21 protein-coding genes and 1 pseudogene are annotated in these 17,288 nt (G+C 69.4%); 7 read left to right on the forward strand and 15 right to left on the reverse strand.

The window, feature by feature from the left end:
• Window positions 1-12 precede the first annotated feature (12 nt).
• Window positions 13-234: a hypothetical protein gene (locus CKY28_RS04980; protein WP_095997230.1), complete on the reverse strand. Its 222-nt coding sequence runs from the start codon at window positions 232-234 to the stop codon at window positions 13-15.
• 121 nt (window positions 235-355) lie between these two features.
• Here CKY28_RS04980 and CKY28_RS04985 point away from each other — a divergent pair, with 121 nt between their 5' ends.
• From CKY28_RS04985 to aat, 3 genes are read left to right on the forward strand one after another with little or no spacing between them, the layout of a single operon-like run.
• Complete coding sequence (locus CKY28_RS04985; protein ID WP_095997231.1) at window positions 356-733, forward strand: hypothetical protein; 378 nt, start codon at window positions 356-358, stop codon at window positions 731-733.
• Window positions 734-773: 40 nt separating this feature from the next.
• On the forward strand, window positions 774-1,493 hold the full coding sequence (locus CKY28_RS04990; protein WP_095997232.1) for a ParA family protein: 720 nt from the start codon (window positions 774-776) through the stop codon (window positions 1,491-1,493).
• A complete protein-coding gene (aat, locus tag CKY28_RS04995; RefSeq protein ID WP_176472958.1) occupies window positions 1,490-2,236 on the forward strand; it encodes a leucyl/phenylalanyl-tRNA--protein transferase in 747 nt (248 codons plus the stop codon). The genes CKY28_RS04990 and aat overlap by 4 nt, the downstream gene beginning before the upstream one ends.
• A 35-nt stretch (window positions 2,237-2,271) precedes the next feature.
• Here the strand turns inward: aat and CKY28_RS19310 are convergent.
• The 5 genes and pseudogenes from CKY28_RS19310 to CKY28_RS05020 form a co-directional block, all read right to left on the reverse strand.
• A pseudogene (locus tag CKY28_RS19310) lies at window positions 2,272-2,715 on the reverse strand (DUF2155 domain-containing protein); the annotation flags it as partial.
• Window positions 2,712-3,125 carry an NADH:ubiquinone oxidoreductase subunit NDUFA12 gene (locus tag CKY28_RS05005; RefSeq protein ID WP_176472959.1) on the reverse strand — a complete coding sequence of 138 codons (414 nt, stop codon included), beginning with the start codon at window positions 3,123-3,125 and terminating at the stop codon, window positions 2,712-2,714. The gene CKY28_RS05005 and the pseudogene CKY28_RS19310, both read right to left, overlap by 4 nt.
• A gap of 44 nt (window positions 3,126-3,169) precedes the next feature.
• Window positions 3,170-3,607: a DUF192 domain-containing protein gene (locus tag CKY28_RS05010; RefSeq protein ID WP_095997233.1), complete on the reverse strand. Its 438-nt coding sequence runs from the start codon at window positions 3,605-3,607 to the stop codon at window positions 3,170-3,172.
• Window positions 3,608-3,642: 35 nt separating this feature from the next.
• Window positions 3,643-4,209: a cold-shock protein gene (locus CKY28_RS05015; protein ID WP_095997234.1), complete on the reverse strand. Its 567-nt coding sequence runs from the start codon at window positions 4,207-4,209 to the stop codon at window positions 3,643-3,645.
• An 88-nt stretch (window positions 4,210-4,297) separates the two neighbouring features.
• A complete protein-coding gene (locus CKY28_RS05020; protein ID WP_245841605.1) occupies window positions 4,298-4,840 on the reverse strand; it encodes a regulatory protein RecX in 543 nt (180 codons plus the stop codon).
• Window positions 4,841-4,948: 108 nt separating this feature from the next.
• Here CKY28_RS05020 and CKY28_RS05025 point away from each other — a divergent pair, with 108 nt between their 5' ends.
• Together CKY28_RS05025 and CKY28_RS05030 are read left to right on the forward strand one after the other, a co-directional pair.
• Entirely contained in the window at window positions 4,949-6,715 is a 1,767-nt protein-coding gene (locus CKY28_RS05025; protein ID WP_095997236.1) for a fatty acyl-AMP ligase, read from the forward strand.
• Window positions 6,716-6,849: 134 nt separating this feature from the next.
• Window positions 6,850-9,207, forward strand: a complete 2,358-nt coding sequence (locus tag CKY28_RS05030) for a putative bifunctional diguanylate cyclase/phosphodiesterase (protein WP_095997237.1) — start codon at window positions 6,850-6,852, stop codon at window positions 9,205-9,207.
• Between the two features lie 2 nt (window positions 9,208-9,209).
• Here CKY28_RS05030 and CKY28_RS05035 read toward each other — a convergent pair whose 3' ends face one another.
• On the reverse strand, window positions 9,210-9,560 hold the full coding sequence (locus tag CKY28_RS05035; protein ID WP_095997238.1) for a DUF3140 domain-containing protein: 351 nt from the start codon (window positions 9,558-9,560) through the stop codon (window positions 9,210-9,212).
• A gap of 177 nt (window positions 9,561-9,737) precedes the next feature.
• On the opposite strand from CKY28_RS05035, the gene CKY28_RS05040 reads away from it, so the two are divergent.
• Complete coding sequence (locus tag CKY28_RS05040; RefSeq protein ID WP_095997239.1) at window positions 9,738-9,929, forward strand: hypothetical protein; 192 nt, start codon at window positions 9,738-9,740, stop codon at window positions 9,927-9,929.
• A gap of 24 nt (window positions 9,930-9,953) precedes the next feature.
• On the opposite strand, the gene CKY28_RS05045 is transcribed toward CKY28_RS05040, so the two are convergent.
• From CKY28_RS05045 to CKY28_RS05080, 8 genes are all read right to left on the reverse strand, one after another.
• The gene (locus CKY28_RS05045) at window positions 9,954-11,225 is read right to left on the reverse strand and encodes a Xaa-Pro dipeptidase (protein ID WP_095997240.1); all 1,272 of its coding nucleotides are present in this window, start codon (window positions 11,223-11,225) and stop codon (window positions 9,954-9,956) included.
• A gap of 157 nt (window positions 11,226-11,382) precedes the next feature.
• Window positions 11,383-11,784, reverse strand: a complete 402-nt coding sequence (locus CKY28_RS05050) for a ribose-phosphate pyrophosphokinase (RefSeq protein ID WP_342747136.1) — start codon at window positions 11,782-11,784, stop codon at window positions 11,383-11,385.
• Between the two features lie 543 nt (window positions 11,785-12,327).
• Window positions 12,328-13,722: a dihydrolipoyl dehydrogenase gene (lpdA, locus tag CKY28_RS05055; protein ID WP_095997242.1), complete on the reverse strand. Its 1,395-nt coding sequence runs from the start codon at window positions 13,720-13,722 to the stop codon at window positions 12,328-12,330.
• The gene (locus CKY28_RS05060; protein ID WP_095997243.1) at window positions 13,715-14,140 is read right to left on the reverse strand and encodes a PIN domain-containing protein; all 426 of its coding nucleotides are present in this window, start codon (window positions 14,138-14,140) and stop codon (window positions 13,715-13,717) included. Before CKY28_RS05060 ends, lpdA begins: the two co-directional genes overlap by 8 nt.
• Window positions 14,130-14,408 (reverse strand): hypothetical protein, encoded by a 279-nt coding sequence (locus CKY28_RS05065; RefSeq protein WP_141243849.1) that lies wholly within the window; start codon window positions 14,406-14,408, stop codon window positions 14,130-14,132. The genes CKY28_RS05060 and CKY28_RS05065 overlap by 11 nt, the downstream gene beginning before the upstream one ends.
• Window positions 14,409-14,439: 31 nt before the next feature.
• Window positions 14,440-14,841, reverse strand: coding sequence for an acyl-CoA thioesterase (locus CKY28_RS05070; RefSeq protein WP_095997245.1), 402 nt, complete (start codon window positions 14,839-14,841; stop codon window positions 14,440-14,442).
• Window positions 14,838-15,038 (reverse strand): hypothetical protein, encoded by a 201-nt coding sequence (locus tag CKY28_RS05075; protein WP_095997246.1) that lies wholly within the window; start codon window positions 15,036-15,038, stop codon window positions 14,838-14,840. The genes CKY28_RS05070 and CKY28_RS05075 overlap by 4 nt, the downstream gene beginning before the upstream one ends.
• A gap of 211 nt (window positions 15,039-15,249) precedes the next feature.
• Window positions 15,250-16,668 carry a pyruvate dehydrogenase complex dihydrolipoamide acetyltransferase gene (locus CKY28_RS05080; RefSeq protein WP_095997247.1) on the reverse strand — a complete coding sequence of 473 codons (1,419 nt, stop codon included), beginning with the start codon at window positions 16,666-16,668 and terminating at the stop codon, window positions 15,250-15,252.
• Window positions 16,669-16,776: 108 nt separating this feature from the next.
• On the opposite strand from CKY28_RS05080, the gene CKY28_RS05085 reads away from it, so the two are divergent.
• Window positions 16,777-17,232 (forward strand): universal stress protein, encoded by a 456-nt coding sequence (locus CKY28_RS05085; protein WP_095997248.1) that lies wholly within the window; start codon window positions 16,777-16,779, stop codon window positions 17,230-17,232.
• Window positions 17,233-17,288 lie beyond the last annotated feature (56 nt).

Genomic DNA, 17,288 nt, shown 5'->3' on the forward strand with positions numbered 1-17,288 from the left:
AGGGCCGAAACCCTAGTCGGGCGGCATCGGCGTGCTGCCCAGCGGCGCGCGCGCCGACGCGTCCGCGCCCGCGGAGTCCAGCTTGCCGTCGCGGTTCACGTCGCGGTCCTCCCGCGCACCGGTGCTCTGCACATCCTGGCCGCCGGCCCCGAACTCGCGTTCGTCCTGTCCGCGGGCGAGGTCGCCCTCGCCGCTCTGCAGGGCGTCGTTCTCCGCCTTGTTGGCTCCACCCATTTCGCTTCTCCTCAGGCCTTCTCGGGGCTGGTGAAACGCATGAGGGTCCGGCGGGATGCGACAAAACGACTCACCTAGCCGCTTGACCCGGCTCCGCGGCTCGGTCAGGGGCCGAGCCGTCATGAAACATCGTCTCCTCCTCGCCGGCGCCGCGCTCGTCGCGCTCGCCGCCTGCAACAACCGTCCCTCCGCCGAGGCGGTCGGCCCCGAGTCCGAGCCGGCGGCGAACAAGACCGCAGCGGCGCCCGTGGAGCTCCCGCCCGCGATCCGCGCCGAGCAGACCTTCCGCTGCCGCGACAACAGCCTGCTCTACGTCACCTTCTTCGAAGGCGATAAGCAGGTGCTGGTCCGCACGGAGCAGAACGGCGCGCCCACGACCTTGCGCGCGCCCAATGCGGGCGAGCCGTACACGGCCGACGGCGGCTATCGCCTGACGGACACGACCGAGAACATCACGGTGACATTGCCCGGCAAGAGCGAGCAGAGCTGCAAAGCGTAAAGCTTGCTACCGCTGGGACGTCGCGGCACGTTCCCGCCTAATGGCGACGATTGCGATCTACTCTCTTAAAGGCGGGGTGGGTAAGACCACCCTCGCCGTCAACCTGGCCTGGGCCGCAGCCACCCAATCCGCCCGCCGCACGTTGTTGTGGGACCTTGATCCGCAGGCCGCCGCCAGCTGGATCCTCTACGACGACCGGCCCGAGAACCGCCGCCGCGACCGCGCACAGGCCGTCTTCTCGCGCGACGTCGCGCCCGACCGACTCATCCGATCCACGGCTTATCCGGGACTGGACCTGCTTCCCGCCGACGCGTCGCTGCGCAATCTGGACCACCTGCTGCACGACCTCGACAAGAAGAAGCGTCTCGGCCGCCTGATCGGCGATCTCGACCACGACCGCGTCCTGCTGGACTGCCCGCCCGGGCTGACCGAGACCGCCGAGCAGGCGATGCGCGCCGCCGACCTGATCATCGTCCCCGTGGTCCCCTCAGCGCTGTCGATACGCGCCTACCAAGAGGTGCTCCAGCATCTGCGCGAGCGCACGCCCGTCCTGCCCGTCCACTCAATGGTGGATCGGCGGCGGCGGCTCCACACGGATGCGCTGCGGGCCGAGCCCGACTGGCCGGTGATCCCGATGGCGAGCGATGCGGAAGCCGCCGCCGCGGCGCGCTCTCCGCTCGGCGCCGCGTTCCCGCGCTCGTCCACGGCGCGGGCGTTCACGGAACTTTGGCGCGCCGTGGAGCGTCACCTCCTACGATGAGCCGACGTCTGGAGACGCTCGATCCGCAGCTGGTCCTCGGAGCCTATGCGGTGGGCGTTTTTCCCATGGCCGACCACCGCGATGCGCCCAGCGTCTACTGGGTGGAGCCCCGCCGCCGCGCCGTCCTGCCGCTCGACGGCTTCCACCTCTCCCGCTCGCTCCGCAAGACGATCGCGTCCGACCGCTACCGCGTCACCGCCGACCAGGCGTTCGACCGCGTGCTGGCGATGTGCGCTGAAGCCGTGCCCGGTCGGCCGGAGACCTGGATCAACATCGGCATAGAACGCGTCTTCCACGACCTGCACGAAATGGGGTGCGCGCATTCGGTGGAATGCTGGGACGGCGACGAACTGGTCGGCGGTCTATACGGCTTGGCGCTCGGCCGCGCCTTCTTCGGAGAGTCGATGGTGAGCCGCGCGACGGATGCGTCCAAAGTCGCGCTCGCTTGGCTCGTTGCGCGCCTCAAGGTCGGCGGCTTCACGCTGCTCGACTGCCAATTCCAGACCGACCACCTAGCCAGCCTCGGTGCAGTGGAAATCAGCCGACCGGATTACGTCGCGTTGCTGAGCGGCGCGCTGGCGGGCGCGGACGGGGCTTCGCTCGATGCCGCGGGCCTGCGCGCGGGCGACTTCGGCGCGCTCGACCGGTTGCCGCCGGCCGGTGCCGCGCCCGACTCCAGCACCACCGTCTCGGGCCCCCTGTCCGGGAAGGACGTGGTGCAACTTTTGGTCCACACGTCGTAGACGGGGTGCTGCACGACGTTGAGCGCCGGCCGTTCCTTATAGAGCCAGCCGGAAAAGGCGCGCCGCCACCGATTATCGGCCTCGCGCACGCCGAACTGCACGAACGCGCCCGTCAGCTGCTCCGGCTCCCAAGGCGCGGTCCGCTCGCAGGCGCGCAGGCGCACGATCGTGTCGCCCAGGCGTACCGCTTGGCCGGGCCGGAGCGTCAGGTCCTGCGCGACGCCGTTGCGCTTATTGAGAAGTCCCAGCACCGCTACCCGCTGCCCCATGGGCGTGGAGCCGTGGTCAACGGGCTGCGCCTCGGCGACGTCGACCGTCTCGACATCGCCCGTGACCTCGCCCGCCTCGACCGAGTCTTCCGGCACCTCCTGCACCGCGACCGTCTCGGGCCGCTCGCGGAGCTGCTGATAGCCGTACCAGCCCCCCGCCCCTATCACCGCCGCCGCGGCCACGCCCGCGGCGACCATACGCCTGTTCATCCCTCGGGCGTCCACGCTTCATAGTCGCCGGCGGAGGCCGGGCGCTGCCCGCCCTTCTCCAGCGCGCCGTGCGGGCGATAGGCGAGCGGCGTGCCCGTCATGTTCGGGACCATGGGCTTCTGCCAGGCGCGCGGCTGCGGCATCGAGCGGTCGGGTACGTCGTCCAGCTGCTTGTGGAGCCAGCTGAACCATTCGGGCGGCACGCGGCTTGCGTCGTTGGAACCCTTGTAAATGACCCAGCGCTGCGGCGTGCCGTCCACGCTGCGACCGCCCTCGTAATAGACGTTGCCGAGATCGTCCTCGCCCACGCGCCTTTTGCCGCGCAGCCCCAAATGCGTGCCCAGCGTCGCGCCGTTCCACCAGGTGAAGACGGGAGCGAGCGCATTACCGATCGACGCTAAAATACCCATGGGCGTTGCGCTTACCCGCTACCGGGGGCGGCTTCAATGCCGCGTCAGCGCCGGCTCGGCCAATCGACGCGGTCGCCCTCGGCGATGCCCAGCTCCGCCGCGCGGCCGCCCGGTATCTCCAGCACCGCCGCGACCGGCTCCCCCGAGGGCACAGGCGCTTCGGAGAACGGCACGGTGTTCTCCGCAATGCGCGCGATCGTACCGTCGGCACGAATGAAGATGATGTCGAGCGGGCTCGGCGTGTTGCGCATCCAGAAGCTCGCCTCGCGCGGAGGTCCGCCGTCGGGCGGGTAAGGCGCGAACAGCATCCCGCCGTCGGGTTTCAGGTCGGTGCGGTACATCAGCCCCCGCTCCTGCTCCGCCGCCGTGTCCGCCAGCTCGACGGTGAAACGGTGCGTGCCGCCCGAACCCGCCACCGTGACCGGTACCGTCGCCGCTTCGGCCTCGCGCTCCGAGCCGTCCGCCCCGCCGCAGGCCGACATACCCAGCACCGCCAACGCGAGCAGCCCGTGTCGGATCAATGCCCGTCTTCCACCACCACGGCGAGCGGCCCCTTGCGGCCCTCGACGACACGCGCGCGTATCGGTTGCTCGGGCTCAACGGTGAGGATACCCGCGCGGCGCAGCGTCTCCATGTGAACAAAGACGTCCGCGCCGTCGCTTGCTCGAACCAGGAAGCCGTACCCCTTCAGCCGGTTGAACCACTTCACCGCCATGGGCTCGAACGGCCCGGCCGAGTCGATCAGCGTGGTCGGATCGATGCGGTCGCCGGCGGGCTTGGGCCGCGGCTGCTCCTCCACCGCGCCCGAGAGGTCGAGCGAGACGATCTCGCGGGCTTGGAAGCCGCGCTCGCGTCGGACGATCAGCGCGTCGATGCGCGCGCCCTCGGGCAAGCTGCGCCGCCCGTGCGGTTGCAGGACGGAGAAATGGACCAGGATGTCGCCGACCGTCGGGTCGTCGGCGACCGCGAAACCGAAGCCGCGCGTCACGTCGAACCACTTCACCACGCCCGCCGCGCGCACCAGCGCGGGCCCGCCGTCGGGGACGGCGGGCTGCTCGCTGGCGTCAGAGGTCAGGTCGCGCATCCGGTTGGTTCCCCCACGCCTTGCTAGCCACAGTGCGTCCGGGCCGCAACGCCCCTTGTGGCGCTGCGGAGTCCAGCGTTTTCGTAATCTAGAGCAGCTCTTCCGGCTCGATCTCCGCGCCCGGCGGCAGTTCGAGGATGCGGCGCGACAGTTCGTAGCCATGTCCCGCGCGCGCCATGGCGGCCAGTTGCTTGCCCATACGCTCGCGGTCCGCGCGTTCGGCCGCGAACGGACCGAACCGCTTCCGCCGGGCGAAGGCGAGCGCTGCTTCGGGCCCTCGCTCCTCGATCTCGGGCGCGAGCGCCTCCGTGTCCTCCGCGCCGACCCGCGCGTGACGTAGCGCGTCCTGCACGCGCCGTGCGCCGAGCCCCCGCCGCGCCATGGCCGTCGCGCGCGCTTCCGCGAAGGCGCGGTCGTCGATATAGCCGAGGCCCGCCAGGCGTTCCGCGAGCGCATCCGGGTCGGCGGGCGCTCCCTCCCAACCGCGCTCGCGGATCTTGCGCCGGAGATAGTCCGCCAAACGCCCACGCGTCGTAGCGAACCGCTCGACGTAACGGAGCGCGAGCCGCTCCATCTTCTCTCCCGTCAGGGGCGGGGCGGGACGGCGTTGCTTGGGGGCGGTGCTCGGCATGCGCCATGTTTGTGCCATAGTGGGAGCCGATTGCGAAACGGTGCGGTAATGAAGGCGGTTCTCGTGCCTTCCCCGCCCCTTACTCGCGACGACAGGACGTTCAGAGGCATGACGATCGAGCAGCGCTTCAGCGGCGCGACCGCCCTCCAGCCTACGCCCACCACCGATGCTCTGCCCCGCCGCATGGCCGATTTCGCCACGCTGGGCGAGGCGCTGGATTATGCCGCGACCGGTGAGCGCGGCCTCAACTTCCACGACGCGCGCGGGCAGCTGTCGCGCCCTTACTCGTATGCGGAACTTCGCGAGGACGCGCTTGTCGCCGCGCGCCGGCTGATCGCGGCGGGCGTCAAGCCGGAAGACCGCATCGCCCTGATCGCGGAGACGGGGCCGGAGTTCGCGCACCTCTTCTTCGCCGTCGTGTATGCGGGTGCCTGGCCCGTGCCGCTGCCGCTGCCGACCTCGTTCGGCGGCAAGGAAAGCTATATCGAGCAGCTGCGCGTCCAGCTCGCGAGTTGCGATCCATCGATGCTGATCTTTCCGCCCGAGCTCGCGCATATGGCCGGCGAAGCCGCGCGCCTGGTGGGGACGGAAGGCGTGGACTGGTCTGAGCTGGCGACCCGCGAGGCGCCGGACGTGCCGCTGCCGGACGCGAGCCCCGATGCGATCGCCTATTTGCAGTACTCCAGCGGCTCGACGCGCTTCCCGCACGGCGTCGCGATCACACACCGCGCGCTGCTCAATAACCTCGCCGCGCACGGGTACGGCATGGAGCTGGTGCCGGAGGATCGCTGCATCTCTTGGCTGCCCTGGTACCACGACATGGGGCTGGTCGGCTGCTTCCTGTCGCCGATCGCCAACCAAGTGTCGGTCGATTACCTGAAGACGGAGGATTTTGCGCGGCGTCCGCTCGCCTGGCTCGACCTGATCACGCGCAATGACGGCAACTCCATCTCCTACTCGCCCACCTTCGGTTACGACATCTGCGCGCGACGCATGTCGTCGCAGACGCGCGCGTCCGACCGGTTCGACCTGTCGCGCTGGCGCATCGCGGGCAACGGTGCGGACATGATCCGGCCCGACGTGATGCAGGCGTTCGTCGACGCCTTCGCCGATGCGGGATTCAAGGCGTCCGCCTTCCTGCCCTCGTACGGCCTCGCGGAGGCAACGCTCGCCGTGACGATCATGCCGCCGGGCGAGGGCATCCGCGTCGAGCTGGTCGAGGAAACCGAACTGTCGGGCCATGACGGTAGCGCGAACGACAACGAGCGCCCGCAGCGCTATCGCGCCATCGTCAATTGCGGGAAGCCCGTGCGCGACATGGCCGTCGAGATCCGCAACGAGAATGGCGCTCCCCTGCCCGACCGCGCGATCGGCAAGGTTTGGTGCTCGGGTCCGTCGGTGATGGTCGGCTATTTCCGCGACCCCGACGCGACCGCCGCGTGCATGCGCGACAATTGGCTCGACACCGGCGACATGGGTTACATGTCGGACGGCTACATCTACATCGTCGGCCGCGCCAAGGACATGATCATCGTCAACGGCAAGAACCACTGGCCGCAGGACATCGAGTGGGCAGTGGAGCAGCTGCCCGGCTTCAAGGCGGGCGACATCGCCGCCTTCGCGATCACTACGCCCGGCGGCGAGGAGACGCCGGCGGTGCTCGTCCAATGCCGCAGCTCCGACGAGGCGGAGCGCGCGCGGCTGCACGACACGATCCGCGAGCGCGTCCGCGCGGTGACCGGCATGAATTGCGTGATCGAGCTGATCCCGCCGCGCACCCTGCCGCGGACCAGCTCGGGCAAGCTCAGCCGGACCAAGGCGCGGAACTTGTATCTGGCGGGTGAGATCAAGCCGTACGAGCTGCGGGCGGCGTAGGTGCGGGCAGCCTAGCCTTGCCCAGCCAAGGCTAGGACTCACCACGGCGGACGACCCATCTTCCGGCCGACAATTTTCCTTCCAATCCCTCCGTCGCAAACGAACCGCTAACCAGCCGTTGCTAAGCCGGGCGGGTGAGTACCGCAGAGCCTATCGCCGCCGGCCCCGTTTCGGTCGACTTCCGCACGCTTGTAGGCCTGCGCGAGGGTACGGACCCGGCCGAATGGGGGCGAATCCGCTCCTTCCAGCTCCAGGCGGGGCGCCAGTTCGCGTTGTTCCTCCTCGGCGCCAACCTGCTCGCCGCGACTGTCATGGTGATGCTGTTCGCCAAATCCCTGCCAATGTGGCTGCTCGGCGGCTGGGGCGTGGCGACCGCCGCCGTCGCGATCGCGGTCGCGATCCGGCGTAGGCGTACGGAGCATCGGGACGGCAGCCACGCCGCGCTGAGTGAACTGCGCGGCACCGCGCTCGAGGGGATCGCCCTAGCCGCCGTCTGGTCGGTGCCGCCCACCCTGTTCGCGGGCGTCGGCACAGGCGGCGCTTTCGTGGTGTGGATGGTCCTGTCGGTGCTGATGACCGCGGTCGCCGTCGCTCTGGCGCCGCTGGCACTATCGTCCATTCTGTTCCTGGGCGGCGTAGGCGGTGTCGCGGCGGGCAAGCTGGCGCTGGCAGGCGCTTATCCTGCGAGCGGCGCGACCTTGCTGTTCACCAGCCTGCTCATGCTCGGCTGCGTCACGCGCGCCCGCGCGCTGGTGCTGATCCGCGCCGGCCAGATCGCACTCGCCGAGCGCGACGAGACAGTGAGCCTCCTGCTGCGCGAGTTCGAGGACACCGGCGCGGACTGGCTGTGGGAGACCGACGCCGCCCGCCGCATCATCAAGGCCTCTCCGCGCTTCGCCTTCGCGTGCGGCCTCGACCCCGTCTCCATCAACGGCAAGGCGTTCCTCGAGGTTCTGGCGGGGCCGAGCTGGGAGTCGGGCAACTTCGCCGCGGGCCTTCGCGATCTTGCGGAGAAGATGAAGGGCCGCGAGTCGTTCCGCGACCTGCGCCTCCCCGTTCACGTCGAGGGCGAGGAGCGCTGGTGGGAGATCGCCGCCAGCCCGCGCTATGACGAGCGCGGCGCGTTCTGCGGCTTTCGCGGTGTCGGCTCCGACGTGACCGAGCAGCGCGCGTCCGCCGACAAGATCAACCGTATGGCGCGCTACGACACGCTCACCGGCTTGCCCAACCGCCTCATGGTCAACGAGACGCTCGCCCGCGCCATGCTGGAGGCGGAGAAGTGGAGCGGTCGCTGCGCGTTCATGATGATCGACCTCGACCGGTTCAAGGCGGTGAACGACACGCTCGGCCACCCGGTCGGCGACCGGCTGCTCTCCCGCGTGTCGGAGCGCCTGGCCCAGCTTATGGGCGAGAACGAACTCTGCGGCCGTTTGGGCGGCGACGAGTTCGCGGTGGTCGTGCGCGACGCGGCCGACCCCGAGAAGGTCCACCGCCTCGCCCAGCGGATCATCGAGTCGCTCTCCCGGTCCTATGAGGTCGACCAGCACACGCTCTATATCGGCGCCAGCGTCGGCCTCGCCTTTGGGCCGCGCGACGGGCGCACGGCGGAGATGCTGATTCGCTCCGCGGACCTCGCGCTATATCGGTCAAAAGACGCGGGCGGCGGCAAGTTCCACATCTACGAGCCCCAGCTGCACGTTGAGGCCGAGGAGCGCCGCCGGCTGGAAGTCGCGCTCCGCACCGCGGTCGAGCAGGGGCAGATGCACCTGGCCTACCAGCCCGTCGTCGACGCGACCTCGACCAAGCTCACTGGCTTCGAGGCGCTGCTCCGCTGGGTCCACCCAGAATACGGCCCGATCTCGCCCGCCAAGTTCGTGCCGCTGGCGGAGGAAGCGCGGCTGATCGCGCCGATCGGAGAATGGGTGCTCCGGACCGCGTGCCGCGAGGCGGCGAATTGGCCGTCGGACGTGCGGGTCGCGGTGAACGTTTCGCCGGACCAGCTCCATGATCCCAACTTCGTCGCGGTCGTGGCGTCCGCGCTGGCGAACAGCGGGCTGACCGCCGACCGGCTCGAGTTGGAGGTGACGGAGAGCGTGTTCATGCGTGAAGGCACGGGCGCGGTGCGCGTGCTGGAACGCATCCTCGATCTCGGCGTGCGCTTGAGCCTCGACGACTTCGGCACCGGCTACTCGTCGCTCGGCTACCTATCACGTACGCGGTTCAGCTCGATCAAGATCGACAGGAGCTTCGTCCAGGGCGCAAGCAAGGGCGTGCGCGAGGCGATCGCGATCATCCGCGCGGTCGTGGCGCTCGCCAAGAGCCTCGGCATGGCGACCACCGCCGAGGGCGTGGAGACCGAGGCCGAGCACCAGATGGTGCAGGAGCTCGGCTGCTCGAAGGTCCAGGGCTATTACTTCGGCCGCCCTCTCCCAGTCGATGAAGCGCGGAACCTCGCCAACCAGCGCCGGTGGAACGACGCCGCGGCGGCCTGACGCTAGCCCTTCATCGGGTCGTGCCCCCAATTCATGAGCGAGTAGCGCCAGCGGGAGTGTTCCTTGTCCTCGGCCGGCCCGCCCTGCGCCATGTGGCGGTGGACGTAGCTGACGACGCGTTTCATTTCGTGATAATCGTCGTCGGTCAGGTCCGACCTCTTCTTGCCCAGCATCTCGACGATGCGCCGGCCTTGGTGATGCCCGATGCTCTCGCCGTCGCCCTTCCCGTCCTCGCCCTTCCAGCCGACCTCCTTGCTCTCCTCCGTCTCGAGATGCTTCTCCAGCGCGGCGGGCGTCATGTTCACCGCTTCCTTGAAGTCGCGATAGGTCTTGTCGTGGTCGTCGTCGGCCATGCGCTTCTCCTCTCGGGGCGGCCAACGGCGGAAACGGCTTCAGAGTTGCGCGAAGGGCGAAGCGACGGCGTTCGCGATCATCCGGTCCTCCTCGACTTTTCGACCCGCATCCTTCTCGGATGAGCCTACATATCTTCGACGCGCTCACACCGCGCGAGCTCGGCCAAGGAGACGCTTATGTTCGGAGACGTCGTCGCTACGCTGCTGTTCCTGCTCAACCCGCCGCCCCCGCCGCCCGAGCAGCCCGCGTCGGAAGGTTCGCTGACGGCCGAGCAGCAGGCCCAGTACGAGGCCGAGTACAATAGCTGCGCCGGCGCCTGGGATCCGGACCAGTGCCGGGCCGACCCGTACGAGCGCTATTACGGCTGACGCCGCGGCGGGGCGCGCTGCGGCTCAGCGCACGCGCTCTCCGCCCTTGATCACCGCGACGGGGCGCTCGAGCACGGCGACGTCGCGCGTCGGGTCGCCCGCGACCGCCACCATGTCGCCGTAGCGGCCGACCGCGATCGAGCCGACATCGCCCTCGCGCGCCATCGCGCGGGCGGCGTTGATCGTGGCCGATCGGATCGCGTCCATCGGCTGCAGGCCGAAGCGCACCATCACCGCGAACTGCCGGGCGTTGTCGCCGTGCGGGTAGATGCCCGCGTCGGTCGAGTAGATCATCCTCGCCCCGGCCCGAGCGGCGGCGCGGAAGTTCTCGCGCTGCTGCGTGCCGACCTGACGCTCCTTCTCGATATTCTCCGGGAGCACGCCGTTCTTCTCGCCCTCGGCCAGCGTGTAGTCGGTGTTGTAGACGTCGAAACCAAGATAGGTCCCGCGCTGCTTGGCGAGCGCGATCCCCTCGGCGTCGATGAAGCTGACATGCTCGATCGTGTCGATGCCGGCGCGGATCGCCGCCTTGATGCCGTCGGCGCCGTGCGCGTGCGCGGCGGTGGGCAGCCGCCAGAACTCCGCCTCCTCCGCGACGGCGCGCAGCTCCTCCTCGCGCAGCTGCTGAACGCCCGGCGCGGTGTTGCGGCTGAACACGCCGCCCGTGGCGCAGACCTTGATCACCTCGGCGCCGTACTTCCGCTGCTCGCGCACCCGCTTGCGCAGCTCCTCGGGCGAGTCGCCCATCGCCGGCGATTTCCGGTCGAACGAGGGCGGCAGGTAGGTCTCGTCGCAATGTCCGCCCGTTGCGCCCAGCGCGTGGGCGGACGGGACGATACGCGGCCCCTCGATCCACCCCTCCTCGATCGCCTGCTTGAGACCGACATCGGCGTAGCCGTCCGATCCGACGTTGCGCACGGTGGTGAAGCCGGCGCGGAGAGTCCGGGCCGCGTTGCCCGCGCCCTGCGCGACCCAGAAGGTGTCGGTGAAACGCAGGCCGGTATAGCCGCCGTATTTGGGGTTGCTCGTCAGGTGGACGTGCATGTCGATCAGCCCGGGCAGGATCGTCACGTCGCCCAAGTCGATCCGCTCGGCGTCGGCCGGCGCCGCGGGCGCGGTCGCGCCGCCGGTCGTCACGGAGGTGATGCGGCCATCGGTGACGACGACCACCGGGCGCTCGAGCATGCGCCCGCTCTCCACGTCGAGCATGCGTGCGGCGGTGACGACGCTGGTCTTGGCGTAAGCGGGCGCGGCAGCGAGAGCAGCGGCGCAGGCCAGCAAGAGTTTAAATTTCATTCCTTCTCCCCTTCCCCGGCGGAGGCCGGGGCCCAGTTACGGCTACCTTCGGGCGTGGGTCCCCGGCTTGCAACCCGCACCGTCACTGGACCTCGGCGTTGGGCTAACGCCCGCCTTCGGCTCGCCGGGGAAGTGCGATGTGGAGCAGCAGTACACATTACCGATCGCGCCACCAGTCAAACGCCGCCCGTTGGTGCTCCTCGACGAACGCCCGCGCTGCCGGGCCCGTCCAGTCGCCGCCCCAGCCCAGCTCCTCCGCGCGCCAGCCGGCCCACCAGCCCTGCCCCGGTAGGCCATCCGAGTCGCGCACGACGAGCACCGCCAGCCCCGGCTCGCCGCGCAGCTCGCCCTCCTGGTCGATGCGGTCGAGCGTGCGGCAAAGCGCGCGCATCTTGGGCCGGGAGAAAGGCAGGCCCAGCTGGTTGAGGAAGCGCGAGTAGCTGACGCTCTCGCCCGCCCGGGCGGCCTCGACGAGGAGCGAGCGGACCAGCGCGACGTCGGCGATGGGCGAAGTTTCGGCGGGCGAGGTCGCGGCGGGCATGAGAGCGAACCTGAACAAGTTGACGGACGTTTACGCGTGAACGTTTCCCCCGAGGAGGGCGGCGCACCGCGACACGCCGTCCAGGCGACGGCCACGCGGCTGCGACGCGACACGGGCGCGACGCCGACGCGACACTCGCGCGACGGCGAAGCCTCTGGGTCGCGACCCAGAGGCGACGGACGCGCGTCGGCGGCGCGTCGGACCCGGAGCGGGCCGGACGTTCCGAGTCGGATGTCGATGCAGTATAGGAAGCATGCCGACGGTGCTGGCATAGGCCACCGCTTGTAGGACAGCCCTTTTTCGCCTCCGTTCCCGTCACCCCGGACTTGTTCCGGGGTCCATCGTTGTGCGGGTAATCCGTTAGCCGGGAACGGACCGGCGACCGCTTCACGCTCGCCGACGGTGCACGCGTCGAGCGATGGACCCCGGAACAAGTCCGGGGTGACGATGGGGCGCCTGACGCGGGAGCAAGTCCCGCGTCGTCGGACGGGCGCATACGCCCGCCGGCCGGGCTGCGGCCGAGCCGGCGATTACGGCTGCGCCGTACTCGCCTGCCGCAGCCTAGATATGCAGCGCCCGGCCGTACGCGCCCAGCACGCTCTCGTGCATCGTCTCCGAGATCGTCGGATGCGGGAAGATCGTCTCCATCAGCTCCGCCTCCGTCGACTCCAGCTGGCGCGCGATGACATAGCCCTGAATTAGCTCCGTCACCTCGGCGCCGACCATGTGCGCGCCGAGTAGCTCGCCCGTCTTGGCGTCGAACACCGTCTTCACGAAGCCCTCCGCCTCGCCCAGCGCGATCGCCTTGCCGTTGCCGATGAAGGGGAACTTGCCGACTTTGACCTCGAAGCCGGCCTCCTTGGCCTTGGCCTCCGTCATGCCGACGCTCGCGACCTGCGGGCGGGAGTAGGTGCAGCCGGGGATGTTGGCGGTGTTCATCGGGTGCGGGTGGCCGCCGGCCATCGCCTCGACCGCGACGATGCCCTCGTGGCTCGCCTTGTGTGCGAGCCAGGGCGCGCCGGTGACGTCGCCGATCGCCCAGATCCCCTCCACGTTGGTGCGGCCGTACGCGTCGGTCTTGATGTGCCCGCGCTCGGTCTCGACGCCGAGCTCCTCCAGCCCGATCTCTTCCGTATTGGGCACGATGCCGATCGCGACGATGGCGTGGGAGAAGCGTTGCTCCTCGACTTTGCCGTCCTTGCCCTTGATCTTGGCGGTGACGCCCTTCTCGTCGGCGGTCATGGCCTCGAGGCCCGCGCCGGTACGGATGGTGATGCCGGCCTTGGTCAGCTGCTTCTCCATGAAGGCGCTGACCTCCTCGTCCTCGACGGGGAGGATGCGCGGCAGCATCTCGACGATCGTGACCTTGGCGCCCATGTCGCTGTAGAAGCTCGCGAACTCGACCCCGATCGCGCCCGAGCCGATGACCAGCAGCTCGGTCGGCATGACCTCGGGCGTCATGGCGTGGCGATAGGTCCAGATGCGCTTGCCGTCGCTCGTCGCGAACGGCAGGTCGCGCGCGCGGGCGCCGGTGGCGACGATGATGTTCTTCGCTTCGAGATCGGTCGTCTTGTCGCCCTGGCGGACCTGGAGCTTGCCCTTGCCCATCAGTGAGCCTACGCCGTCATAGACCTGGACCTTGTTCTTCTTCATCAGGCCTTTCACGCCGGCGTTGAGCGTCCCCGCCACCTTGCGGCTGCGCTCGACAACCTTGCCGAGGTCGAAGCTCGGCTTCTCCAGCGACAGCCCATAAGCGTCGGCGTGGGTCATGTAGTGGTAGATCTCCGACGTGCGCAGCAGCGCCTTGGTCGGGATGCAGCCCCAGTTGAGGCAGATGCCCCCCAGCCGCTCACGCTCGACGATCGCGGTCTTGAGCCCCAACTGCGCCGCCCGGATCGCGGCGACATAGCCGCCGGGACCGGAGCCGAGGACGATGAGGTCGAAGGTGTCAGGCATGCTCAGTTCCCAGTTGCGCCGATCGCAACACCGTTCGGCGGATGTTGTGCGTATTCCAGACCGGAATCCCGGTACCGAACAGGTCGACGTCATTGCTCCAGACGTCGTCATTGGTGGCGAGCGCCAATGCCAGAAGCGGCCAGTCCTTCTGACCTGCCGGCTGTAGGCGTTCGCGAGCGGCACCCTCGAAAACCGAGTAGATGTCATTGGGCACGATCGAGAGCGCCTGACCAACCCAGCCGAACAATCTAGTCAAATCCTGACCGCGCGACCGACCCTCGCGAGCGACGATCAGTTCCGCCTCACGCATCTGCTGCTCGGGGGCGAACAGATCGATCCCGGCGCCGAGCAATGCGGTGAACAGAGGGCGTGAGCGACCGAGGCACGCAGAGATGATTGGGTTCGCATCAACGATCATGGGCCGGAAGCGGCACGCCCCAAGGATCCAAGCCCATTTCGGCCAGCCACTTCTCGGTGTCCACGCCCGCGGCGCGCAGATCCTCTTGAACGCGTCGCAGGTCTTCTAGCGCCTCCAGACTTCGCCGACGCTGCTCGTCGCTCATTCGAGGCAGCGGCGTGTAGGTGCCGATCACCCGCCCGCGGTCGGTAAGCTGAACCGGCTCGCCGCCGCGCGCGACCTCGCCGAGGCGCTCCCGAAACTCCTTAATCCCCATCTTCATCGACACGCTCCCGAAGTGTCACTTGTAGATACACTTCTCACGTTTCGGACTCAACGGGCATCCCCGGCACCCGCCTCGGCTGGCGGTCGTCGCCGAGCGCGACGAAGGTGAAGCTGGCCTGGGTCACGCGGTAGCAGTCGTCGGAGTGGCGGGCGCGTCGCCACGCCTCGACCTCGATCGTCATGGACGTGTTCCCCGTCCTGATCAGCGTGGCGTAGACCGACAGCTCGTCGCCGACGAACACGGGGCGGTGGAACTTCATCGCCTCCACCGCGATGGTCACCGCGCGGCCGCCGCAGTGGCGCGACGCGACGGAGCCCGCGGCGAGGTCCATCTGACCCATCAGCCAGCCGCCGAATATGTCGCCGTACGGGTTCGAGTCCGCGGGCATGGCGGTGACGCGGATCGTCGGCGCGCGCGCGGGCGGGGTGTCGCTCATGCGTCCGCCATATCGGCGCGCCACGCGCGGCGGAGCGGGCCCAGGCCCATCAGCACGGTCGCGACCATCGCCGCGGCGCCGCACCACCAGACGACGTGCGCGCCGAGCGGATAGCTCCAGGCGCACACCCGCGTGAGGAGGTACGCGACGAGCAACCCTGAGGCCATGAAGAAGAGCTCGGTTCGGGTGCGGGTCACGGGCGCAGCACCGCTTCCCCGTCACCCCGGACATGGGACCCCAGCAAAGTAGTACTTTGCTGGGAGCCCCGTTCCGGGGTCCATCGCTGTCCGGGTGATCCGTTCGTGGGCCGGGACCGGCTGTTCGTGCATACGCGGCCAACAGTAGCGCGCGCACGACGATGGACCCCGGAACAAGTCCGGGGTGACGAGAGTGGTAGACTAGCGGAAATCACGCCAGCATGCCCAGCGGGTTCTCGACCAGCGCCTTGAACGCGCGCATGAACTCCGCGCCATCCGCGCCGTCGATCGCACGGTGGTCGAAGCTGCCCGTCGCCGACATGATCGTCGCCACGCCGAGGCTGCCGTCGTCCATCACCCAGGGGCGCTTCTCGCCAGCACCTACGGCCAGGATCATGCCCTGGGGCGGATTGATGACGGCGTCGAACTGCTTGATGCCGTACATGCCCATGTTGCTGATCGACGCGGTGCCGCCCTGATACTCTTCGGGCTTCAGCTTATTGTCGCGGGCGCGGGCGGCGAGCTCTTTGATCTCCGTCGCGATGGCGGAGAGCGACTTGGAGTCCGCCTCCTTCACCACCGGCGTGATCAGACCCGACGGCGTCGAGACCGCGACCGAGATGTCGGCGCGCTTGAACGTGACCAGCTGGTCGGGCGTGAACATGACGTTGCACTTGGGGACCTGCATCAGCGCCACCGCGAGCGCCTTCACGAGCATGTCGTTGACCGACAGCTTGACGCCGCGCGCCTCCAGGCTGGCGTTGAGCTGCGTGCGCAAGCCGAGCAGCGCGTCGAGCCTCACGTCCACCGTCAGGTAGATGTGCGGCACGGTCTGCTTCGACTCGGTCAGGCGGCGCGCGATCGTCTTGCGGACGTTGGAGAGCTTGACGGCCTCGTGCGGGATATCCGGAATCGCGGCGGGCTTGGGCGCGCTCGGGGCGGCGGGAGCCGGAGCCTCGACCGGCGCAGGAGCGGCGGCCGCCGCCGGCTTAGCCTGGCCGGGCTGCGCGCCCTCCACGTCGGCGCGGACGATGCGGCCGTTGGGGCCGGAGCCGCTCAGGCCCGACAGCTCGATCCCGCGCTCGGCGGCGACGCGGCGGGCGAGCGGGCTGGCCTTGACGCGATCGCCACCGCCGGTCGCGCTGGGCTGCGCCACGGTCGGGTGAGCGCCGACGGTGCGCTCGTCGGGGTTGGCCGTCGGCGCGGAGGCCGGGCCGGTCACGGGCGGACGGCCGTGATCCTCGGCCTGGTCGGGCGTGCGGCCGACCGAGGCGGCCTCGCCCGTCTGGGGCTGGTTCTGCTGCGTGCCGACGGGCTCGCCGCCGCCCGGCGCGGCCGAGGACGGTGCATCACGGCCCGGGTCGGACGGGGGGGCGGACGCGTCCTCGCCCTCGCCCGCCAGCATGGCAATGACGGTGCCGACCTTCACGCCGTCCGTGCCTTCCGGCACCTCGATCTTGGTGATCGTGCCCTCGTCGACCGCCTCGAACTCCATCGTCGCCTTGTCAGTCTCGATCTCGGCCAGGATGTCGCCCGACTTCACCTGGTCGCCCTCCTTCACCAGCCACTTGGCGAGCGTGCCCTCCTCCATCGTGGGAGAGAGCGCGGGCATCTTGATCGCGATCGGCATGGGCGGTCCTTGGGATAGGTCTGTCGGCGTCCCCACAAGCCCAGCGCCCGGTGAACGTCAAGACGCCGGCTCTTGCGCGTGGGCGCGCGGCGGGCCACGCTTCGGCCCATGCGCATCTACTTGGTCGTGGTCGACGAGAGCCCCGAGTCCAGCGTCGCCCTCCGCTTCGCCGCACGGCGTGCGGTCAAGACGGGCGGCGGCGTGGAGATCCTGGCGCTGGTCCCTCAGCAGGAGTTCATCGCATTCGGCGGCGTCCAGGCGACGATCGAGGAGGAGGCGCGCCTCGGCGCGGAGGGGCTCGTCGCGCAGGCCGCGGGCGCGCTGGTTGAGGAGGCGGGGCTGAAGCCCGCCATCACCGTGCGCCAGGGCGACGGCCCGCGGGTCATCCGCGAGCTCATCGGGGGCAACCCCGACATCGCCGCGCTCGTACTCGGCGCGGCGGCGAGCGGCGCGCCCGGCGACCTGATCGCGCACTTCGCCGGCACGGACGCGGGCGCGCTGCCCGTGCCCGTGGTGATCGTCCCCGGCTCGCTCAGCGTCGAGCAGATCGATCGACTGAGCTGATCTGAGTTATTAACGTTTCCGCGCCCCGCTTTACGCGCCGATAACCATCGCCGGCT

Origin of the sequence: Sphingomonas lenta (assembly GCF_002288825.1) — a bacterium.
Lineage (GTDB): Bacteria > Pseudomonadota > Alphaproteobacteria > Sphingomonadales > Sphingomonadaceae > Sphingomonas > Sphingomonas lenta.